Origin of the sequence: Nocardia sp. NPDC049737 (assembly GCF_040674755.1) — a bacterium.
In the GTDB taxonomy this organism is placed as follows: domain Bacteria; phylum Actinomycetota; class Actinomycetes; order Mycobacteriales; family Mycobacteriaceae; genus Nocardia.
Map to the genome: position 1 here is coordinate 155,056 of NZ_JBFANH010000011.1, position 18,609 is coordinate 173,664.

The window sequence follows — 18,609 nt, forward strand, 5'->3', positions numbered from 1 at the left end:
TGATCGGTATTCGATCTGAAAAGCACTGGTAGACATGCCTTGCGGCAGTTATCCGGTCCGGCGGTGCCCGGGGCGGCGGCGGATCCGTCGGTTGTCCGCTGCTGACGTCGCAAGCTGTCTAGCTCGAGAGAAGAACGGCAGTTCAGCGTGGCTTTCTTGTCCGGACCGGACAGGAATCGGCGGCCTGTGCAAGATCACCACGTCTGAGAACGCCGTAGCGTTCTGCTGATATCGGTCCTACGGGAGAGACAAGTGTTACGCACCAGATTCGTCGTCAGCGCTTGCGTCGCTGCGGCATTGGCGGGTACCGCCTTCCCCAGCACTCCAGCATCCGCGGATTTGCTCCCCAATCTGACGGGCCCAGCGGTTCCCGCGATCGCCGATCTCAACGGCGACGGCTACACCGACGTCGTATTCAGTGATTTCGTGCTCGGATTCGGAGTGTCGGTTTTCTTGGGAAGGCCCGGCGGAGGCTTCCAGCCCGCCGTCCGCTACGCCACCGGCGGTCAGGCGGACTATGTCGCCATCGCGGACTTCGACCACGACGGCAAACTCGATATGGCCGTCACCAACTTCACCACGAGCGATGTCTCCATACTGATGGGCAACGGCGACGGCACCTTCGCCGAGGCCGTCGACTACGCGACGGACCTGGCCCCCGGGGCTGTGGTCGTCGGCGACTTCGACCACGACGGCAACCCTGATTTGGCCACCTCCAATCAGGCCCCGTCATGGTCGGTGCTCCGGGGCAAGGGCGATGGCACTTTCTTTTCGGCATACACCGTCTCCAGCAACCTGGGTGTCGGCTCCGGGTCCGCCGACATCGCAGACTTCGATGGGGATGGCAACCTCGACCTGCTACGCGGCAATTACGTCAACAGCACCATCCAGATCTACCGCGGTCGCGGTGACGGCACCTTCGCCGCCCCGACCACGTTCGGCGACGGTGCCCTGACCGCCTGGTACGGCATGGCGCGCGACATCAACGCCGACGGCAAGCCCGACATCCTCTTCTCCAACCTTGTCGCAGGCAGCGTATCCACGCTGTTCAACAATGGTGACGGCACCTTCGGCGCGCTCGCGGCATATCAAACCGGTGGTCTGCTCCCGCAGTGCTTCGACCTCGCCGACCTCAACGGCGACGGCATGCTCGACATGGTGGTTGCCAATGGCGGCACCTCCAGCCTCAGCGTGCTGCTCGGTACCGGCAACGGCACCTTCGGTCCGCCGCACACCTACCCCTCCGGCGGGCTCGTCCCCCTGTCCACCCCGATTCTCGCCGACTTCAACGGCGACGGAAAGATCGACACGGTCATCGGCAACACCGGCTCGGGGAACATCACCCTGCGCTACGGCAACGGCGACGGCACCTTCGGGCCCGCTATCGACTACTCCGCCTGATCGACCGCTACGGGGCCCTGTCACCGGCGAAGATCAGGGTGATTCCTGATGGTCGGTTGTCGGTGGGCCGTGCCAGTATCGAAGGCATGTACCCGTCCGTGCCCGCGTTCGATGCTGCTCGGGGGGCCGATCCACGGGGGTTCGGCGCCGCGCCCGGGTTCACGCCCGGTCCTGGCCGCTTCGGTGCCGCGCCGGCGCTCGCGCCCACACCGCCGTATCCGCGGATGGTGCGGCGTTCGGGTGGCCGGATCGTGGGGGGTGTGGCCGGCGGTGTCGCCGATCATCTCGGGCTCGATGTATTCAAGGTGCGGATGGCATTCGTATTGCTGTCCGCGCTCGCGGGGGCGGGGATCGTCGCCTACGGGATGCTGTGGATCTTCACTCCGGGCGGCCACGATGCGGTGAAGCCGACCGGTAAGGAGCGTCGGCAGGCGATCGGGTTGGCCCTGCTCGGACTCGGGCTCGCGGTCGGGGTGTCGTGGCTGTTCAGCGGTACCGCGGCGAAGGTGATCGTGCCGATCGTCGTGGTGGCGGTGGGTGCGGCGCTGGTGTGGCGCGAATATGACACCGACGGCCCGCGGTCGCTGCTCGGCCTGCCAGCGCGTCCCTCGGTGGTGACTTGGGCGCGCATCGTCGCCGGGATCACCATGATCGTGCTCGGACTCGGTGTGGTGGTGCTGGCGAGGATCGATCTGAGCTCGCTCGGCTCGGCGCTGATCGCGGTGGCGGTCACGCTGATCGGTGCCGGTCTGCTGACGGTGCCGCTGTGGCTGCGCATGATGCGCGCGCTGAATGCCGAGCGCGCGGCCCGCATTCGCAATGAGGAACGCGAGGAAATCGCGTCCCACCTGCATGATTCGGTGCTGCAGACCTTGGCGCTCATCCAGCGTCAAGCCGACGATCCGCAAGAGGTTGCCCGGCTGGCGCGCAGTCAGGAGCGGGAACTGCGCCGCTGGCTCTTCGAGGATTCCGGGCCGGCACAGTCGAGCCTGGCCGTGGCGCTGCGCACGATCGCGGGCGAGGTCGAGGATCAGCACGGAGTGAAGGTGACTCCGGTCACCGTCGGCGATGTGACGATGGACGGCGCCGACAGCGGATCCGGCCTGCCGAAGGAGCATTTCACCGCATTGCTCGGCGCGAGCCGGGAGGCGCTGGTGAATGCCGCCAAACATGCGGGCGTCCCGGAGATCGATCTGTTCGCCGAGGCGGAACCGCATCAGGTGAGCATCTTCGTGCGCGATCGCGGAGCCGGATTCGATATCGCGGCGGTGCCACAGGATCGGCGGGGTGTCGCGAAATCTATTCGGGCCAGGATCGAGCGGCGCGGCGGTCAAGTGGAGATACTGTCCACGCCCGGTCGGGGCACCGAGGTGCGGATCATTATGCCGCGAACCGATTCCGGTGATCAGGATCGGGCCGACGAGGCGTCGGTGGGGGACGAACAGTGTGATGAGGTGCGACAGTCGGTTCGCAATCGTCAATGATCGTGCCCGTCGTGCGACGGGCTCCGTGCTGACGGCGTTCGGCCGTGAGACGGGTTACATGATCTGCCGTGGGCCGATGATGTCGCATCGCCGGAACTCGGGACGCTGTCGAAGGCGTTCGGATCGGGCCGTTCGCGCGAGCGGTCCGGTTGGTGGGAAGCGCATTCGAGGCGTCGCATCGGTCGCTCCGATGACGCGGCACGGTTGGTGACTTTGGATGACGACAGATGCGGTGGCAGTTGTGGTACCGATGAAGTGCGGACGGCCTGCGGGCGGTCCGTGCGTCAGGGTGGGTCGCTCCACCGAGGGTGAGGAGAAGTAGGTGGCCGTGCGGGTCTTTCTCGTCGATGATCACGCCGTGTTCCGATCGGGCGTGCGGGCCGAATTGAGCCGGGAGACCGATATGGAGGTCGTCGGGGAGGCCGGGGGCGTGGCCGAGGCGGTCGCCGGAATCAATGCCGCGCGTCCGGATGTCGTACTGCTCGATGTGCACATGCCCGACGGTGGCGGGGTCGCGGTGCTGTCGGGCATCGATGACGGTCCGGTATGCCTGGCATTGAGCGTCTCCGACGCCGCCGAGGATGTGATCGCGGTGATCCGTGCGGGTGCGCGCGGCTATGTGACCAAGACGATTTCGGGATCCGAACTGGCCGATGGTATTCGACGGGTCGCCGGTGGCGATGCAGTGTTCAGCCCGCGGTTGGCCGGTTTCGTACTCGACTCGTTCACCGGCAAATCGCCGGTGCCGGAGCCGCCGCTGGATCCCGAACTGGATTCGCTCACCCCGCGCGAACTGGAGGTGCTGCGGCTGCTCGCCCGCGGCTACACCTATCGGGAAATCGCGGAGAAGCTCTTTATCTCGGTGAAAACCGTTGAGACACACGCCTCCAACGTGCTTCGCAAGACCCAGCAGTCCAACCGCAACGCGCTCACCCGTTGGGCCCACCGGCGCCGCATCGACTGACTTCGCGCATTCTGGCGCGCCGCGTACGTATTCGCTCGCCGCGCACGGTTTCGCCCGGCAAGTTGGTGCGCTGCGGACAAGTTCGTGCGTGCCGGGTCGGTTTGTGGGCGGCGGGCCGTTTGTGCGTGCCGGGCGAATTTGTGCGTGCGGGTCAGTTTGTGCACGACGGGCGGTTCGTGCGTGCCGGGCCGGTCTGCGGCGGGCCGGTTTGTGCGCGGCGAGCCCAGCTCGTCCGCTCGGTGCCAGAGTTGGTGCATGCACGCCACGCCATTTCGTTCGCGGCGCGGTGCAATTTGTGGCGTGGTGCCATTTCGTACGTAGTGCAAGGTTGCGTACTCGAAGCGTGCCTGCTGCGCAGTCATGCGGCAGCTGAAAGGCTGCGGCGCAGCGGATTACATCATCGCGATGATGATGGCGATGATAAGGACCAGGCCGATCAGCAGGCCGATGGCGATGGCGAGCGGGGCGTTGCTCGCTTCCTTCGACTTCGCCTTCGGGCGCTGGGGTGCCGCGGCCGCGGGGCCGGAGGTGTTGCTGCGGTGTGGGCGCGGCAGCGGAGTCGAGTGCGGACTGCGCAGGCCTGATGCCGAATTGCGGGCGGCCCATGCCGGAATGGTGCCGTCCTCGGTGCGCACCGGAGCGCCGAGGATATACGGTCCGGTGCCGGGACCGAATGCGGCGGTGAGGATTTCGTCGCGCGCCTCAGCCATGGTCGGCCTGCGCTGCGGGGCGGGTTCCATCATGTGCAGCAGCGCGTTGGTGAGCATGCCGCTGCGGCTGGGCGGGATGATCTGGGCCATGGCCGCGCGATAGACCACGGCATCGGTGTCGTCGTCCATACCGAACGGCGGTTGTCCTTCGATCGCGGTGTAGAGCGTGGCGCCGAGGGAGAACACATCGCTGGCCGTGGTCGGCTGCGCGCCGCGCGCCACCTCAGGGGGGAGATAGGCAGGGGTGCCGGTGATCACGCCGTCCGGTTCGTCGGGGTTTTCGGTCGCACCACGCGAGATGCCGAAGTCGCTGAGCTTGGCCATCCCGACGACGGGTCCGCGGTCGGCGACGAGAATATTGCCCGGTTTGATATCGCGGTGCACGATGCCCGCGGCGTGCGCGGCCGCCAACGCATCGGCGACCTGCGCCCCGATCTGCGCCACCTCGATCGGCGGCAGCGCGTTCACCAGCGCCAATGCCCTTGCGACACTGCGTGATGGCAGATGCTCCATCACCAGCCAAGGTTCGCCGGCCTCCAGCACCACGTCGTAGACGGCGATGGCGTGCTCATGCGAGAGCTTGGCCGCGACCCGGCCCTCGTGCATGATCTGGTTGCGGATCTCATTGGCCTGCGCCTCCGGGAGTCCGGCGGTGGAAAGCACCTGTTTGATCGCGACGTCCCGGTTGAGCAGGCGATCGTGTGCGAGCCATACCGCACCCATACCGCCGCCGCCCAGCTTCGACTGCAGACGGTAGCGGCCGGCAACCAGATAATCGGGGCCGACAATAGGACGAGCGCGTTCGGTCACGGGTGCAGGTTAGCGGAAAACGTGGCCAGCTGGCCTGATTCGCGCCGTGCCGGTTATTGCGTCAGCAGACGATCCGGGTGCATACCGTCCACCATGCCGATGAAGGGCGGATGAATGCTGTAGCCGAGCATGCGCCGGATTTCGGGTGATACCGCGCGCACCGTATCGCGATCGGTCGAGAGAGTAAAGGCCTCCTGGGTGCGCAACCACGGCTCGCAGTACTGCGCGGTGGCGGCCAATCGCGTGCTAGCCGAGCGGTTCGCGCCGCCGCCGTGCCAGAGGGTGCCGAGGAAGAATACGCACGATCCGGCGGGCATGACGCCGGGTACGCGCACATCGTCCTCCTGTGGCGTCCGACCGTCCGGCCAGCGATGACTGCCCGGGATGAGCATCGTCGCGCCGTTTTCGGCGGTGAATTCGTCGAGCGCCCAGATGGTGGCCGCCGACAATGCCTTTCGTGGTCGCGGCACGGGATAGAAGCCGTCGTCGGGATGCAGGAGCTGGGCGTTTTCGCCGGGGGCGATATTGATGATTTGCAACTGCGACAGCAGATATCCGGGCAGCAGAAGTCGATCCAAGAGGGCGAGCACGCGGGGATGGTCGACCAGCTGATCGACCATGCGCGTCTTGCCGAGCACGCTGTAGAGCCGCTGAGTCCGGTGGCCCTCGAACGCATTTCGCCCGTTCGGGCCGAGCAGGGGCAGGAGTTCTGCGCGCAGTGCCGCACACTGCGCCGAGTCGAGCAGGCCCTCGAGGATCACGTAGCCGTCGCGATCGAGCGCGGTGAGATCGGCGTCCATCTGCGCGGCGGGGACATCGCGTGCTTCGTGGATCGCGCGATGGGTTCGAGACAGGTTGCCCGCGAGGTCCTCGAGTCGTTCGACCTCCGGTTGTGTATAGCTCATTGTTCTTCCTTCCCTGCGCCGGTTGCCCCGGCCACGAATTCCCATACCTGATCGGCGACGACGGCACGGTCCGGGCGCGGACTGCGGGTGAGCGCCACCGCAACGGCCATATGCACACCACCGAGGACGGCCGCGACGAGCAATTCCGGATCGCGGTCCGCGGGCACCATGCCCTGGCGCTGGCCTTGCGCCATATTTCGGATGCCGACCTCGATCGCCTGCTGCAGCCGTTGCCGTTCCACGCCCGCCGCCTCGGCGTCACCGAATCGTCCGAGTGCGACGGGGGCGAGCGGATCGTCGTAGAGGAAGTTCACCCAGGCAACCACGCGCGCGTGTTCGCGTTCGCGCCAATCCTTTCCGGCGAATTCCGCATAGGTGACGTTTTCGCCGAGTCGGTCGTAGAAGTCGGTGATGACGGCGGTGAGCAGGCCGCTGCGCGAGCCGAAGTATCGGTAGGGCAGCCCGACGCTGACCCCGGCGCGGCGGGCGACGGCGGCAACCTCGAGTTCGCCGGTCTCGCTCAGCTCCGCGTGCGCCGCCTCCAGTAGCCGTCTGCGTGCTGTCGCGCCGCGTCCGGTCCATTCCTGGTCGGTCATGACTGCGCCTCGCTGGCGCTCGCCTCCGTTATGGCCGACATGTCGGTTGTGTCTCGCTCGTTCATGATCCGATCTTAAGTTGAGTTCAACTCAAAAACAACAGCAGCATTGCGAAGTGATCGAGGCCCACGCGCGTACTTGACGGAAGTCGGGGGTGGGTTTCTACTGAGCGAGTATCGAACGTATATTCGATAGCGATCGATAGCTGGATCGGTGCTGAACTCTTGTTCGTGGAGGTTCGGGCCGCGCCTTCGCCTCGGGTCCATCGTTGGAAGTAGGTGGTTGTGATGGGTTCGGATGAGGATTCAGGGGCGGGGAGACGGCGGGACAGGACGCCGCCGAGGGATAAACCGACACTGGATGAGCTGCGCCGACGGATGGCGGCGATCCCCGGGCGCGGGGAAGCGGCGGCCGAGCGGATTCCGCGCGCCGCCGAATTGCGCAGGGAAGCGCTCGCGGTGCCGCCCGCCCTTGCCGAGCTGTTGCCTGACGGCGGCCTGGTCAAGGGGTCGGTGGTGGCCTATTCGGGTGCGAGTTCGCTGCTGGCTGGCCTACTCGCCGCGGTGACCGAGGGCGGTGGGCATGCCGCGGTGGTCGGAATGCCGCGGCTCGGGCTGCTCGCCGCGGTCGAGATGGGGGCGCAGTTGCAGCGTCTCGCCGTCGTCGCCGATCCCGGGCCGGATCCGGTAGAGGTGGCCGCGGTGTTGCTCGACGGCCTCGATCTGGTGGTGCTCGGCCTCGCCGGCGCCGCCGTCGCTCCGTCCCGCACCCGCGTCATCGCCGCACGTGCGCGCAGCAAAGGGGCCACTCTGGTAGTTACCGACGGCCGCTGGCCCAATCCGTCCCTGCGCGTGGATACCCGCATCGCCGGGTACGGCGGACTCGGCGCGGGCCGGGGCCGCCTCCGCTCGCTCCGCCTGGAGGTCGCGGTCCGCGGCAAGGCCGGCCCACCCTGCCACGGCCGAATCGAACTGCGTTCCGGTTCGAGCAGAGTGGAATGGGTGGCACTGGAAACGGTCGCCGCGGCCGATGAAGCGACCGTCGAGGCGCACGGTGCGGCGTCATGAGTCGGTCCTCGGCGACTGCGCGTCATGAGTTCTGCTGCGCGAAGCGGCCTTCCCCGTCGATTCGGAGTTCGACGCGGCGGCGAGCCAAGGCGAGCGCAGTGCCGCCCGCGAGTGAGGTGACGTTCGGTGCGCTGGCGTGATTCGGACGCAGTGACACTCGCTGCCACAAGCAACGGTCGTTGGCGAACAACGGCCGACTGTCGCATCGGTCCCGGATTCGGACGGTGCGGCAGCACTGGGGCCGATGGTCCGTCACGGGGTGCCCAGTTGTTGTGCGGGGTGCCCGGAGGGGTGGGGTGGTGATCCGGCCGAGTCGGGTGGGTGGGGCGCGGGTGCTGGCCCTGTGGTGTCCGGACTGGTCGGCGGTGACGGCGGCGGTGGCGCGGGTGCCCGCTACGCGGCCGGTCGCGGTGCTGTTCGCCAATAAGGTGGTGGAGTGTTCGGCCATTGCCAGGGCCGAGGGGGTGCGGCGTGGGCTGACCAAGCGCGAGGCACAGGCGCGGTGTCCGAATGTGTATGTCGCGCAGGTGGATCCGGATCGCGATGCGCGATTGTTCGAGCCGGTGGTGGCGGCCATCGATGCGACGGTGCCGGGGGTGGAGGTGCTGCGTCCGGGGCTGTTGGTGCTCGGTGCGCGGGGTGCGGCACGGTTTTTCGGGTCCGAGGAGGCGGCGGCCGAACGGCTCCTCGACGCGGCCGCGGCGGTGGGGGTGGAGGCGCAGATCGGCATTGCCGACGAGTTGTCCACGGCGGTGATCGCGGCGCGTTTCACCGCGATCGTGCCGCCCGGCGGGGGTGCGCGTTTTCTGGCGCCGCTGCCGGTGCGCGAACTCGCACTGGAACCGAGTCTGTCCGCACCGGAGCGCACCGATCTGGTTGATCTGTTGCACCGCTTGGGATTACGGCGGATCGGTGATTTCGCCGCGCTGACCCCGAGCGAGGTCACCTCGCGCTTCGGCGCCGATGCCGTGCTGGCACATCGCTGCGCAAGGGCCGTGCCGGAGCGTCCGCCGTCCGCGCGTCGGCCGCCGAAGGATCTGACGGTGCAGTACCGCTGCGATCCGCCGATCGATCGGGTCGATTCCGCTGCCTTCGCGGGACGCATGCTCGCCGCCCAGTTGCACGAGGCGCTGTCCAAAGCCTCGATGGCCTGCACCCGGTTGTCGGTGTTCGCGGAAACCGAGGCGGGCGAACAACTGTCGCGCATCTGGCGGTGCGCCGAACCGCTGACCCCGGAGGGCACCGCAGATCGGGTGCGCTGGCAACTGGACGGCTGGCTCACCCGCCGCGACCGGCCGACCGCACCGATCACACTGCTGCGCCTGGAACCCGTCGAAGTCGTTGCGGCGAGCGCACTTCAGCTCGGTCTATGGGGCGGCGTCGGCGAGCAGGACGAGCGGGCCCGCCGCGCCCTGATCCGGGTGCAGGGTCTGCTCGGCGGCGAGGCGGTCCAGGTCGGCGTGCTCAGCGGCGGTCGTGGACCCGCCGAACGCATCACCATGGTCGCCCTCGGTGACGAGCCGATTCCGGCCGCCGACCCGGCCCTGCCGTGGCCCGGTCGCCTGCCCCGCCCCGCACCAGCGGTGATCCTGGTGAACCGGCCGGTGGTGTGTCTGGAGGCCGCCGACGGGACGCCCGTGCAGGTCACCGACCGCGGCCTTTTCACCACCGACCCAGCCCTGCTGCGCTGGGGCAGCAAGCAGTGGCCTCTTGCGGGCTGGGCTGGTCCATGGCCGGTGGACGAACATTGGTGGACCCCGGAATCCGCCACCCTCTGCGCCGGCATCGCCGCCCGCATTCAAGTGCAACTCGCCGGGGAACCAGCCGATGTCCGTGTGCTGCTGCTCATCTACAACGATCAGACCTGGCGCGCCGAGGGGCTTTACGACTGACTACGTGCGCGACCACACCAGCGCCAGCGTGAACGGATGTCCGCGCAGCTGCGCCCATTTCGGTTTGGCCGCGATCCACGCGTCATCCACCAGCGCCTCGACCATCTCGGTGAGCACCCAGCCCGCCGCCGATGCCGCAGACACCTGCTCGCTGATCAAATGCAGATGTGTGCTGATCGCGACCGGCTCACCGGACGCGGGTGTGTAGTGCGTCGGCATGCCGGTCACCATCATGAACTGCGGGTGATAGCTGACCGTGACACAAATGCCGCCGGGTGCGGCCAGCCGCCAGGCTTCGGCGTAGAAGGGCGTCAGATCGTCCAGGTGCTCGTCGATCAGCGAGGAGATCACCAAATCGTATGCGCCACTTGTCAATCCGGTGTCACGCACGTCCGCCTGGGCAAGGGTGGTGTGCACCCCGCGCTCCCGTGCGCGCGTCAGCATTCCGGCGCTCACGTCGACGCCATCGATATGGCGAATTCCCTTCTCCCGCAACCAAGCTCCGGTCCGCCCGGTCCCGCAGCCGAGATCCGCGGCGCGTTGTACCCCAACCCAATCCGGTTGCCGCAGCCGATTCAGCAAGGCGAGATCCATCTCGTCCATGACGGTCTGCTCATACGTCGGCGCCCATCCGTCGTATCCGGCGGCGACGTCGACGGTGTGATAGTTGCGGCGATCGAAGTCGGCGAAGGAGGGCATGGCCGCAGTATTGTCGCGACACCCCGGCATTTGCCAGCCAATTTCGGTACCCGAGAACGACTTCGTCGAGCCGCCGCATGTGGTTGTGGCGGCGGGGGATGTCTGGGGCTAGTGGGGCCGATGGGGAGTGATGCGTGTGACAAGTCGGGGTGGGCGCATGACAATACCGGTAACCTCGGAAATCGTGGATTTGGCGTTGACCAGGGCTGTGCTCGACGGCGTGCAGATCGCCTATCGGGACTCCGTGGTGGGCGATGGCGCGCCGGTGGTGCTGGTGCACGGTATGGGCGGGGACGGGCATACCTGGGATCGGTTCGCGCATACCTTGGTGCGGGCCGGGCGGCGGGTCATCATTCCCGATCTGCGCGGGCACGGCCGTAGCGCGCACACCGAGTCCTATCTCTTCGCCGAATTCGGCGCCGACGTGCTGAACCTGTGTGACCGGCTCGAGCTGGCTTCGGTGGATCTGGTCGGACATTCGCTGGGCGGTTTCGCGGTTTCCTGTGTCGCGCAGGAACGGCCCGAACTGGTGCGGCGACTGGTCATCGAGGAGTGTCCGATGCCGCTGCGTTCCGGCGATGAAGAGGTGAAGCTGACCCGTCGCTTCCCGACCATTCCCGAACTCTGGCATGCCACCACCAGCCTGATCCGGCATCCGCGCGCGGTGCTCGCCTTCGATCGCTCGATGACGCGGACCGCGCTCGAACAGTTCCGCAAGCCGCATCCGGAGTGGTGGGATCGGCTCGCCGATATCGCCGCGCCCACACTGGTGCTGCGCGGCGGCCCCGGCGGCATGGTCGATCCGGAGAAGCTGGCCATTCTGCGCGACACCATCCCGGAATGCGCGGTGACCGCTTTCACCTGCGGCCACAGCATCCACCGCGACCGTTACCGGAAATTCGAGGCGACCGTGCTGCCGTTCCTCGCGACGCTCCCACCCGCCGCTATCTAGAGTGAAGCGGTGTCCGCGCAAGACCGTCCGGTTCTGTTCTTCCCTGACGAGCAGTCGTTCCGCGACTGGCTCCTGGCCAACCACGCCACGGTGGACGGGGTCTGGCTGCGCTTCACCAAAAAGGGCTCCGGACGCGCGTCGCTGAATCATGCCGGCGCGCTGCGGCAGGCACTGTGCTTCGGCTGGATCGATGGGCAGGCGCGCGGTGAGGATGCGGAGTTCTGGCAGGTCGGCTTCACTCCGCGGCGCAAGCGCAGCCCATGGTCGCTGCGCAATATCGGCCTGGTCGCCGAGCTGATCGAGCAGGGGCTGATGCACCCGGCCGGACAGGCCGAGATCGATCGGGCCAAGGCCGACGGCCGCTGGGACGTGGCGTTCGCCGACGGACAGACGTTGGATTGATGACCGGATTCGAAGGGATGCTGTGCTCGGCGGCGGCCGCGGTCGATGTGCCATTGCCCGGTACGGCGACTCGGGTGTCGGGGTGGTTGTGCGTCGAGCAGCCGGGGGCGTGGGGCCGGGATGTGATCGGTGACGAAGTGCTCGGCCAGGAGATCACTGCCGAGCTCGCCGCCCGTACCGTTGCCGCCAGGGTTCGTCCGACGCTGATCCGGCGACCGGGCCGCAATGAATTCGCCGGTGTTCGAACGGTTTTGATCGCCAGCTCGCGCCCGCAGGGTTTTTGGTGCGAACGTTTCGAGATCACCGACCTGAAGCAGCTGCTGGACCTGGACCTCGACCTGCTGAACGGCCCGCCGCCGGGAATCGGCGCACCCGTGCGTGATTCGCTGGTCCTGGTGTGCGCGCACGGAAAACGCGATCAGTGCTGTGCGCTGTTCGGCCGTCCGATCGCGGCGAATCTGGCCGCCGACTATCCGGACCGGGTCTGGGAGTGCTCGCACACCGGCGGCCATCGCTTCGCGCCTGCCATGGTGTTGTTGCCCTCCGGCCTGACCTACGGCCGTGTCGATACCGCGGCCGCCATCGCGGCGGTCGAAGCCGTGGAACGCGGTGCGGTTTCCTTGGCTGGATTGCGAGGTCGCAGTGGTCACCATCCGGTCGAGCAGGTCGCGGAAATCGCGGTGCGCGACCAAGTTTCGGCAAGACTCGATGATCTCACCGTCCGTCTCGAAACCGATTCCACCGCAACCGATTCCGCTCTGGCCGTGGTTACCCATCGCGACGGCCGCCGCTGGCAGGTGACAACTCGCACGGTCGAACTTCCACCGCGCCAGGCCAGTTGCGGTGCCGTACCGAAACCGGTCACCGCGGTCGTGGCCGATCGGATACAGCGCTTGATCACGGGCTGATCGTGGTCCAACGGCTGGATCGCGCTGGGGACGCCTGACCCGTCTGCCGGATGTGCCCGGCCCCGATTTGCGGTCGACGGTGCGCGACACCGTGCGCGTTCAATGTGGAGGGTGGTGCGCTGGCCGTTGCCTCGTGCTCGGCCGAGAACGCCGAACGGGACATGGTTGCGGCGGAATCCACCGCAACCATGTCCCGTTCGCGGCGACCTTTATCGCCCCCTGCGGGATGAAGGTCGCGGGCTTACCAGTGGGTGCCCGGCACCCAGCGGGCGGCGCGGCGCAGGGCGGTGCCGGTGACTCGGCGGGCCGTCGACTGATGACGCGGATCACGTTGCGGCACTGTGGATTCCGCTGGTTCCTCGGTATCCGCCTGCTCGCCCTTGGCGGCGGGGGAGTCGGGCAGCGCCCGGTAGTAGCGGTGCAGGATGCGGTCGCGCAGCTTCGGGGTGAGCAATGCGCCGTATTCGGCGAAGGTGCCGAGCGGGACATCGATGCGCTTGGGCCGCTCGCTCAGCGCGCGCACGATGGTGGCGGCCGCCCATTCGGGGGACTCCGACGGACCCTGATCGCCGCTCGGGGTGATCATCGGGGTGCGCACCAGCGGCATGTGGATGGTGGTGAAGCTGACGCCGTCGGCCATGGTTTCGACCGCCGCGACCTCGGCGAACTTATCCAGCGCCGCCTTGCTCGCGAGGTAGGCGGCGAAGCGCGGCGTGGCCACCTGCACGCCCGCGCTGCTGATGTTGACGATGTGGCCGAACTTGCGCTCGCGCATCTGCGGCAGCAGCGCCAGCGTCAATCGCACGGCGCCGAAGTAGTTGACCGCCATGGTGCGTTCGAAATCGTGCAGCCGGTCGGTGGAGCGGTGGATGGCGCGACGGATCGAGCGGCCCGCATTGTTCACCAACATGTCGACGTGGCCGTGCTCGTCCAGGATGGTTTTGACGGCGTGGTCGACGGAGTCGGAATCGGTTACGTCGCACTGATATCCGTAGGCGCTGCCGCCCTCGGCCCGGATCTCCTCGACCACGGCCGTGAGTTCGTCGGCGCGCCGGGCGAGCAGGAAGACGATGGCGCCCTTATCCGCGACGGCCAGCGCGGCGGCCCGGCCGATGCCGGAGGACGCGCCGGTGATGAGCACATGCCGCCCTGTCAGGTCGCGGTTGCGGCGATCGCGCCGTACCTGCCCGCGCAGGTCGGCCTCGTCAGCGGAAGCTCGGGTCATCGCTGCTCCTTTGCAGGTCGAGTTGGCATGAACTTACTCTGAAGTAAGTTTACCTGCCAAGTGTGCTCTGTTCGATGGCGACATTCGCGGGCCCTGTCGGTGGGTTACGCAAGCTACCGCCTCCGGCCCTTCGTCCACGCCGCTGTGTCACGTCGAGCGTTCGAATCCGACCACGCCGAGGTGTTCGAACCGTCCTCGAATCTATCGAACATATGTGCGATACTCTGCGCATGGCGGACGATCGGATGGCGGAAATCTTTGCCGCGGTGCGGCTCTCCGGCGGTGATCCGGAGGCGGCGCGGCGGATGCTGGCGGAACTGTGGGGCGAGCTCGGTGACGGTGGAGATCCGTTGCAGCGCTGTGTAATTGCGCACCATCTCGCCGATCTTCAGGACACGGCCGAAGATGCGCTGCGCTGGGACCAACGCGCGCTGGCCGCGGTCTTCGGCCCGGGTGTTCCGCTGGATGAGGGGCTACGCGGATTCCTGCCCTCGCTGTACCTCAATCTCGCCGACAGTCACCGCCGCGTCGGCGACTTCGATGTGGCCTACATGCAGCTGACCATCGCGCGCGGCCACCTCGATGTCCTCGCCAACGACGCCTATGGCGCCGTGATTCGCTCCAGCCTGGACAAGGTCGAGGCGGCACTGGGTGAGAAGTCGGTGGAACCGCTCCCGGCCGCCTGATTCGACGGGTGTCCACACCTCCTTCAAGATTCGAATGTATGTTCGACTATAGCGGAGGTGATATGTCATGGGTTGGAGCAACGGCCCGCCTACCTGGGCGGAGCTGGAGCGGGTGCTGTCCGGTCGCCCCGGGCCGACGAATCCGGACGCGATGTATCCGGGCGACGGCGGCGACAGTCCGGCGTGGTCGCGCAAGCGCGGGGATTACCGACCCGAACCGGTCGAACCGGGTAGTGCTGTTTCGAGCGACCTGCAAGCAGTCGCTAGCGGCGGCCCGGTGGTGCCGTATGCGGAGTTGCACACGCATTCGGCCTACAGCTTCCTCGATGGTGCGAGTCAGCCGGAGGAGTTGGTGGAGGAGGCGGTGCGGCTCGGGCTGGAAGCGATCGCGCTCACCGATCACGACGGCTTCTATGGAACCGTGCGCTTCTTCGAGGCGGCCAGGGAATTGGGTATGCCGACGGTCTACGGGGCCGAATTGTCGCTCGGCACCGCGCAAGACGCACCGCGACTGGGGAATTCGCTCGGCCATGTCGGCGCACCCGATTCGGCGCCGCGCACCGGTTCGCCGGACCCGGCTGGGCCGCATCTGCTGGTGCTCGCCCGCGGTCAGGAGGGCTATCGCCGACTCTCCAGCCAGATCGCGGCAGCGCATATGGCCGCGGGGGAGAAGGGCATCCTCCGCTACGACCTGGACGCGCTCACCGCGGCGGCGGACGGGCACTGGCACATTCTGACCGGATGCCGTAAAGGCCATGTGCGCCAAGCCCTCGAGCGCGATCTGCGGGCCGGAGACACCCGTCTCGGGCGAGCCGAGGCCGCCCTGCGCGACCTGACGGAGCGTTTCGGCGCCGACCGGGTGAGTGTGGAACTCACCCATCACGGCATTCCGGAGGACGACGAACGCAACGCCCACCTCATTGCCCTGGCCGATCGTCTCGGTCTGCCCGTGGTGGCCACCACCGGTGCGCATTTCGCCGCGCCCGCCCAGCGTCGCCGCGCCATGGCGCTCGCGGCGATCCGGGCGCGCCGGAGCCTGGACGATATCGCGGGCTGGTTGGCGCCGACCGGTGGCGCGCATCTGCGTTCCGGTGCGGAGATGGCGCAGTTGTTCGCCGCTTGTCCGCAGGCGGTGGCGAATGCGGTGACGCTCGCCCGTGAATGCGCCTTCGATCTGAAATTGATCGCGCCGAGCCTGCCGCCGTTCGACGTGCCCGACGGCCACGACGAGGCTTCCTGGCTGCGTGAGCTCACCCTCGAGGGCGCGGCTCGGCGTTACGGTCCGCCGTCGGAAAATCCCGAGGCGTATCGGCAGGTCGAGCACGAACTCGCGATCATCGACGAGATGAAGTTTCCCGGCTACTTCCTGGTGGTGCACGATATCGTCAGCTTCTGCAAGGAAAACGACATCCTCTGCCAGGGTCGGGGTTCGGCGGCGAATTCGGCCGTCTGCTACGCGATCGGCATCACCAATGTCGACCCGGTCGCCGCCGAGTTGCTGTTCGAACGCTTCCTCGCTCCGGAGCGCGACGGTCCGCCCGATATCGATATCGATATCGAATCCGATCGCCGGGAGGAAGCGATTCAGCACGTCTATGCCAAATATGGTCGCGAATACGCCGCTCAGGTGGCGAATGTGATCACCTATCGCGGTAAGTCCGCGGTCCGTGATGCCGCACGCGCACTTGGCTTTTCGCCCGGACAGCAGGATGCCTGGAGTAAACAGGTGAGCCGCTGGACCGGCGTGGCCGCCGAAACCGGCACGGATATTCCCGCGGAAGTACTGGAGCTGGCCGCCGAAATCGAGGGTCTGCCAAGGCATCTCGGTATTCATTCCGGCGGGATGGTGATCTGCGACCGGCCCATCGCCGATGTCTGCCCGGTCGAATGGGCGCGAATGCCCGGGCGCAGCGTACTGCAGTGGGACAAAGACGATTGCGCCGCGATAAATCTGGTGAAGTTCGACATGCTCGGTCTCGGCATGCTCTCCGCACTGCACTACATGATCGATATGGTGCGCGAGCACAAGGGCGAAACGGTCGAACTGCACAAACTCGACCTGAAGGAAACCGCTGTCTACGAGATGCTTTCGCGGGCCGATTCGGTGGGGGTTTTTCAGGTGGAGTCGCGGGCGCAGATGGCCACGCTGCCCCGGCTGAAGCCGCGGGAATTCTACGACCTGGTGGTAGAGGTGGCGCTGATTCGCCCCGGCCCGATCCAGGGTGGTTCGGTGCATCCCTATATCCGTCGCCGCAACGAGGACGAGGAAGTGACCTATGACCATGACGCGCTGAAGAATTCGCTGAAACGCACCCTCGGTGTGCCACTGTTCCAGGAACAGCTCATGCAGATGGCCATCGACGTGGCCGGTTTCACCGCCGCAGAGGCCGATCAGCTGCGCCGCGCCATGGGCTCCAAACGCTCACCGGAACGCATGGAACGCCTCGAGGAGAGGCTGTATCAGGGCATGCGCGATCTGCACGGCATTACCGGCGAAGTCGCCGATCGCATCTACGAGAAGCTGTACGCCTTCGCGAATTTCGGCTTCCCGGAGAGCCATTCGCAGAGTTTCGCCTCGATCGTGTACTACTCGGCCTGGTTCAAACTGCACTATCCGGCGGCCTTCTGTGCCGGATTGCTGCGCGCCCAGCCGATGGGTTTCTATTCCCCGCAGTCGCTGGTCGCCGACGCCCGCAGGCACGGCGTTCCGGTGCGCGGGCCCGATATCAATGCCAGCCGCGCCGATCCCACCCTCGAAAATCATGGTGACGAGGTGCGACTCGGGCTTGCGACCATCCGCCACATCGGCACCGACCTCGCCGAACGCATTGTCGCCGCCCGCTCGACCGGTCCGTACACCTCCTTCCTCGACCTGACCGGTCGTGTGGAACTTTCTGTCGCCCAAGCCGAATCCCTCGCCACCGCAGGCGCTTTGGGTTGTCTCGGCATTACCCGACGGGAAGCATTGTGGGCGGCGGGCGCCGCAGCGGGTGAACGCCCCGACCGCCTCCCCGGCACCGGTGCCGCCACTACCGCCCCCGCCCTACCCGGTATGAGCGAACTCGAACTTGCCGCCGCCGACGTTTGGGCCACCGGTATTTCTCCAGGCAGCTATCCCACCGAATTCCTACGCCCGCAATTGGATGCGCTGGGCGTCATCCCTGCCGCCGGCTTGCTCGACGTACCCGACGGCTCCCGCGTTCTGGTCGGCGGCGCCGTCACACATCGCCAACGCCCCGCCACCGCCGCCGGTGTCACCTTCCTCAATCTCGAGGACGAAACCGGCATGGTGAACATCGTCTGCTCAGTGGGCCTGTGGACCCGCTATCGCCGCCTGGCCCAGAGCGCCCCCGCCCTGCTTGTTCGCGGCCGCGTCCAGAATGCCGAGGGCGCGGTCAGCGTCGTCGCTGAATACCTGCAGCGCATGGACCTGCGCGTCGACTCGAGCTCTCGCGACTTCCGTTGAGAATCAGAACATTCCGTTCGCATTGGCGGCCTGCTCCGGAACCGGCTGAATGACATCCCAGTGTTCGACCAGCTTTCCGTCGTCGAGGCGGAAGATATCCATGATCGCCAGCCCGCGATCGCCGGGCTCGCGCACACCGTGCACGTGGGCGACAACATAATCACCCTCTGCCACAATGTGTTTCACTTCGACGCGGAGTTTCGGCGCGCCTTCCTTCAGGCCGGTGAGTCGGGCGAGTAGTCCGTCGAAACCATCGGCGATTTCCGGATTGTGCTGGATATAGCGCGCGCCGAAGAACTCGGCGGTGGCCTCGAAATCCTTGGCATTGAACGCGGCTTCGTAGAACGCGAGGATGGTCTGCTTATTCGATTCGAGCTTCGGGTCGACGGAAGTGCTGGTCATCAGCGTTTTCTCCTTGTCGGGCGACCTGCGAGCAGTCGCT

Annotated in this window: 16 protein-coding genes; 10 read left to right on the forward strand and 6 right to left on the reverse strand. The window is 66.8% G+C overall.

Annotated elements, in window-relative coordinates; all coding sequences use genetic code 11:
* Nucleotides 1-252 precede the first annotated feature (252 nt).
* The 3 genes from AB0J47_RS17015 to AB0J47_RS17025 all read left to right on the forward strand — a co-directional run bounded on the left by AB0J47_RS17015 (nt 253) and on the right by AB0J47_RS17025 (nt 3,849).
* Nucleotides 253-1,401, forward strand: a complete 1,149-nt coding sequence (locus AB0J47_RS17015; RefSeq protein ID WP_364346323.1) for a VCBS repeat-containing protein — start codon at nt 253-255, stop codon at nt 1,399-1,401.
* A 224-nt stretch (nt 1,402-1,625) separates the two neighbouring features.
* Nucleotides 1,626-2,885 carry a PspC domain-containing protein gene (locus AB0J47_RS17020; protein WP_364346540.1) on the forward strand — a complete coding sequence of 420 codons (1,260 nt, stop codon included), beginning with the start codon at nt 1,626-1,628 and terminating at the stop codon, nt 2,883-2,885.
* Between the two features lie 328 nt (nt 2,886-3,213).
* Nucleotides 3,214-3,849: a response regulator transcription factor gene (locus AB0J47_RS17025; protein ID WP_062983336.1), complete on the forward strand. Its 636-nt coding sequence runs from the start codon at nt 3,214-3,216 to the stop codon at nt 3,847-3,849.
* A 392-nt stretch (nt 3,850-4,241) separates the two neighbouring features.
* On the opposite strand, the gene AB0J47_RS17030 is transcribed toward AB0J47_RS17025, so the two are convergent.
* Genes AB0J47_RS17030 through AB0J47_RS17040 form a run of 3 tightly spaced genes read right to left on the reverse strand, consistent with a single transcriptional unit; the run spans nt 4,242 to nt 6,870 of the window.
* A complete protein-coding gene (locus AB0J47_RS17030; RefSeq protein WP_364346325.1) occupies nt 4,242-5,369 on the reverse strand; it encodes a serine/threonine-protein kinase in 1,128 nt (375 codons plus the stop codon).
* Between the two features lie 53 nt (nt 5,370-5,422).
* On the reverse strand, nt 5,423-6,274 hold the full coding sequence (locus AB0J47_RS17035) for a phytanoyl-CoA dioxygenase family protein (protein WP_364346327.1): 852 nt from the start codon (nt 6,272-6,274) through the stop codon (nt 5,423-5,425).
* Complete coding sequence (locus AB0J47_RS17040; protein WP_364346329.1) at nt 6,271-6,870, reverse strand: TetR/AcrR family transcriptional regulator; 600 nt, start codon at nt 6,868-6,870, stop codon at nt 6,271-6,273. The genes AB0J47_RS17035 and AB0J47_RS17040 overlap by 4 nt, the downstream gene beginning before the upstream one ends.
* A 377-nt stretch (nt 6,871-7,247) precedes the next feature.
* Between AB0J47_RS17040 and AB0J47_RS17045 the strand changes: the two genes are divergently transcribed.
* On the forward strand, nt 7,248-7,937 hold the full coding sequence (locus AB0J47_RS17045; protein WP_364346331.1) for a hypothetical protein: 690 nt from the start codon (nt 7,248-7,250) through the stop codon (nt 7,935-7,937).
* Between the two features lie 299 nt (nt 7,938-8,236).
* On the forward strand, nt 8,237-9,829 hold the full coding sequence (locus tag AB0J47_RS17050) for a DNA polymerase Y family protein (RefSeq protein WP_364346333.1): 1,593 nt from the start codon (nt 8,237-8,239) through the stop codon (nt 9,827-9,829).
* On the opposite strand, the gene AB0J47_RS17055 is transcribed toward AB0J47_RS17050, so the two are convergent.
* Complete coding sequence (locus tag AB0J47_RS17055; RefSeq protein WP_364346335.1) at nt 9,830-10,528, reverse strand: class I SAM-dependent methyltransferase; 699 nt, start codon at nt 10,526-10,528, stop codon at nt 9,830-9,832.
* A 157-nt stretch (nt 10,529-10,685) separates the two neighbouring features.
* Between AB0J47_RS17055 and AB0J47_RS17060 the strand changes: the two genes are divergently transcribed.
* Genes AB0J47_RS17060 through AB0J47_RS17070 form a run of 3 tightly spaced genes read left to right on the forward strand, consistent with a single transcriptional unit; the run spans nt 10,686 to nt 12,790 of the window.
* A complete protein-coding gene (locus AB0J47_RS17060; protein WP_364346337.1) occupies nt 10,686-11,480 on the forward strand; it encodes an alpha/beta hydrolase in 795 nt (264 codons plus the stop codon).
* Nucleotides 11,481-11,489: 9 nt separating this feature from the next.
* Nucleotides 11,490-11,882 (forward strand): hypothetical protein, encoded by a 393-nt coding sequence (locus AB0J47_RS17065; RefSeq protein WP_364346339.1) that lies wholly within the window; start codon nt 11,490-11,492, stop codon nt 11,880-11,882.
* Nucleotides 11,882-12,790, forward strand: a complete 909-nt coding sequence (locus tag AB0J47_RS17070; RefSeq protein WP_364346341.1) for a sucrase ferredoxin — start codon at nt 11,882-11,884, stop codon at nt 12,788-12,790. Before AB0J47_RS17065 ends, AB0J47_RS17070 begins: the two co-directional genes overlap by 1 nt.
* 241 nt (nt 12,791-13,031) lie before the next feature.
* Here the strand turns inward: AB0J47_RS17070 and AB0J47_RS17075 are convergent, their stop codons facing one another.
* Nucleotides 13,032-14,015, reverse strand: coding sequence for an SDR family NAD(P)-dependent oxidoreductase (locus AB0J47_RS17075; protein ID WP_364346343.1), 984 nt, complete (start codon nt 14,013-14,015; stop codon nt 13,032-13,034).
* Nucleotides 14,016-14,245: 230 nt separating this feature from the next.
* On the opposite strand from AB0J47_RS17075, the gene AB0J47_RS17080 reads away from it, so the two are divergent.
* Together AB0J47_RS17080 and AB0J47_RS17085 are read left to right on the forward strand one after the other, a co-directional pair.
* Nucleotides 14,246-14,701: a hypothetical protein gene (locus tag AB0J47_RS17080; protein ID WP_364346345.1), complete on the forward strand. Its 456-nt coding sequence runs from the start codon at nt 14,246-14,248 to the stop codon at nt 14,699-14,701.
* A 67-nt stretch (nt 14,702-14,768) separates the two neighbouring features.
* Entirely contained in the window at nt 14,769-18,167 is a 3,399-nt protein-coding gene (locus AB0J47_RS17085; RefSeq protein WP_364346347.1) for an error-prone DNA polymerase, read from the forward strand.
* 3 nt (nt 18,168-18,170) lie between these two features.
* On the opposite strand, the gene AB0J47_RS17090 is transcribed toward AB0J47_RS17085, so the two are convergent.
* Nucleotides 18,171-18,569 carry a nuclear transport factor 2 family protein gene (locus AB0J47_RS17090; RefSeq protein ID WP_364346349.1) on the reverse strand — a complete coding sequence of 133 codons (399 nt, stop codon included), beginning with the start codon at nt 18,567-18,569 and terminating at the stop codon, nt 18,171-18,173.
* Nucleotides 18,570-18,609 lie beyond the last annotated feature (40 nt).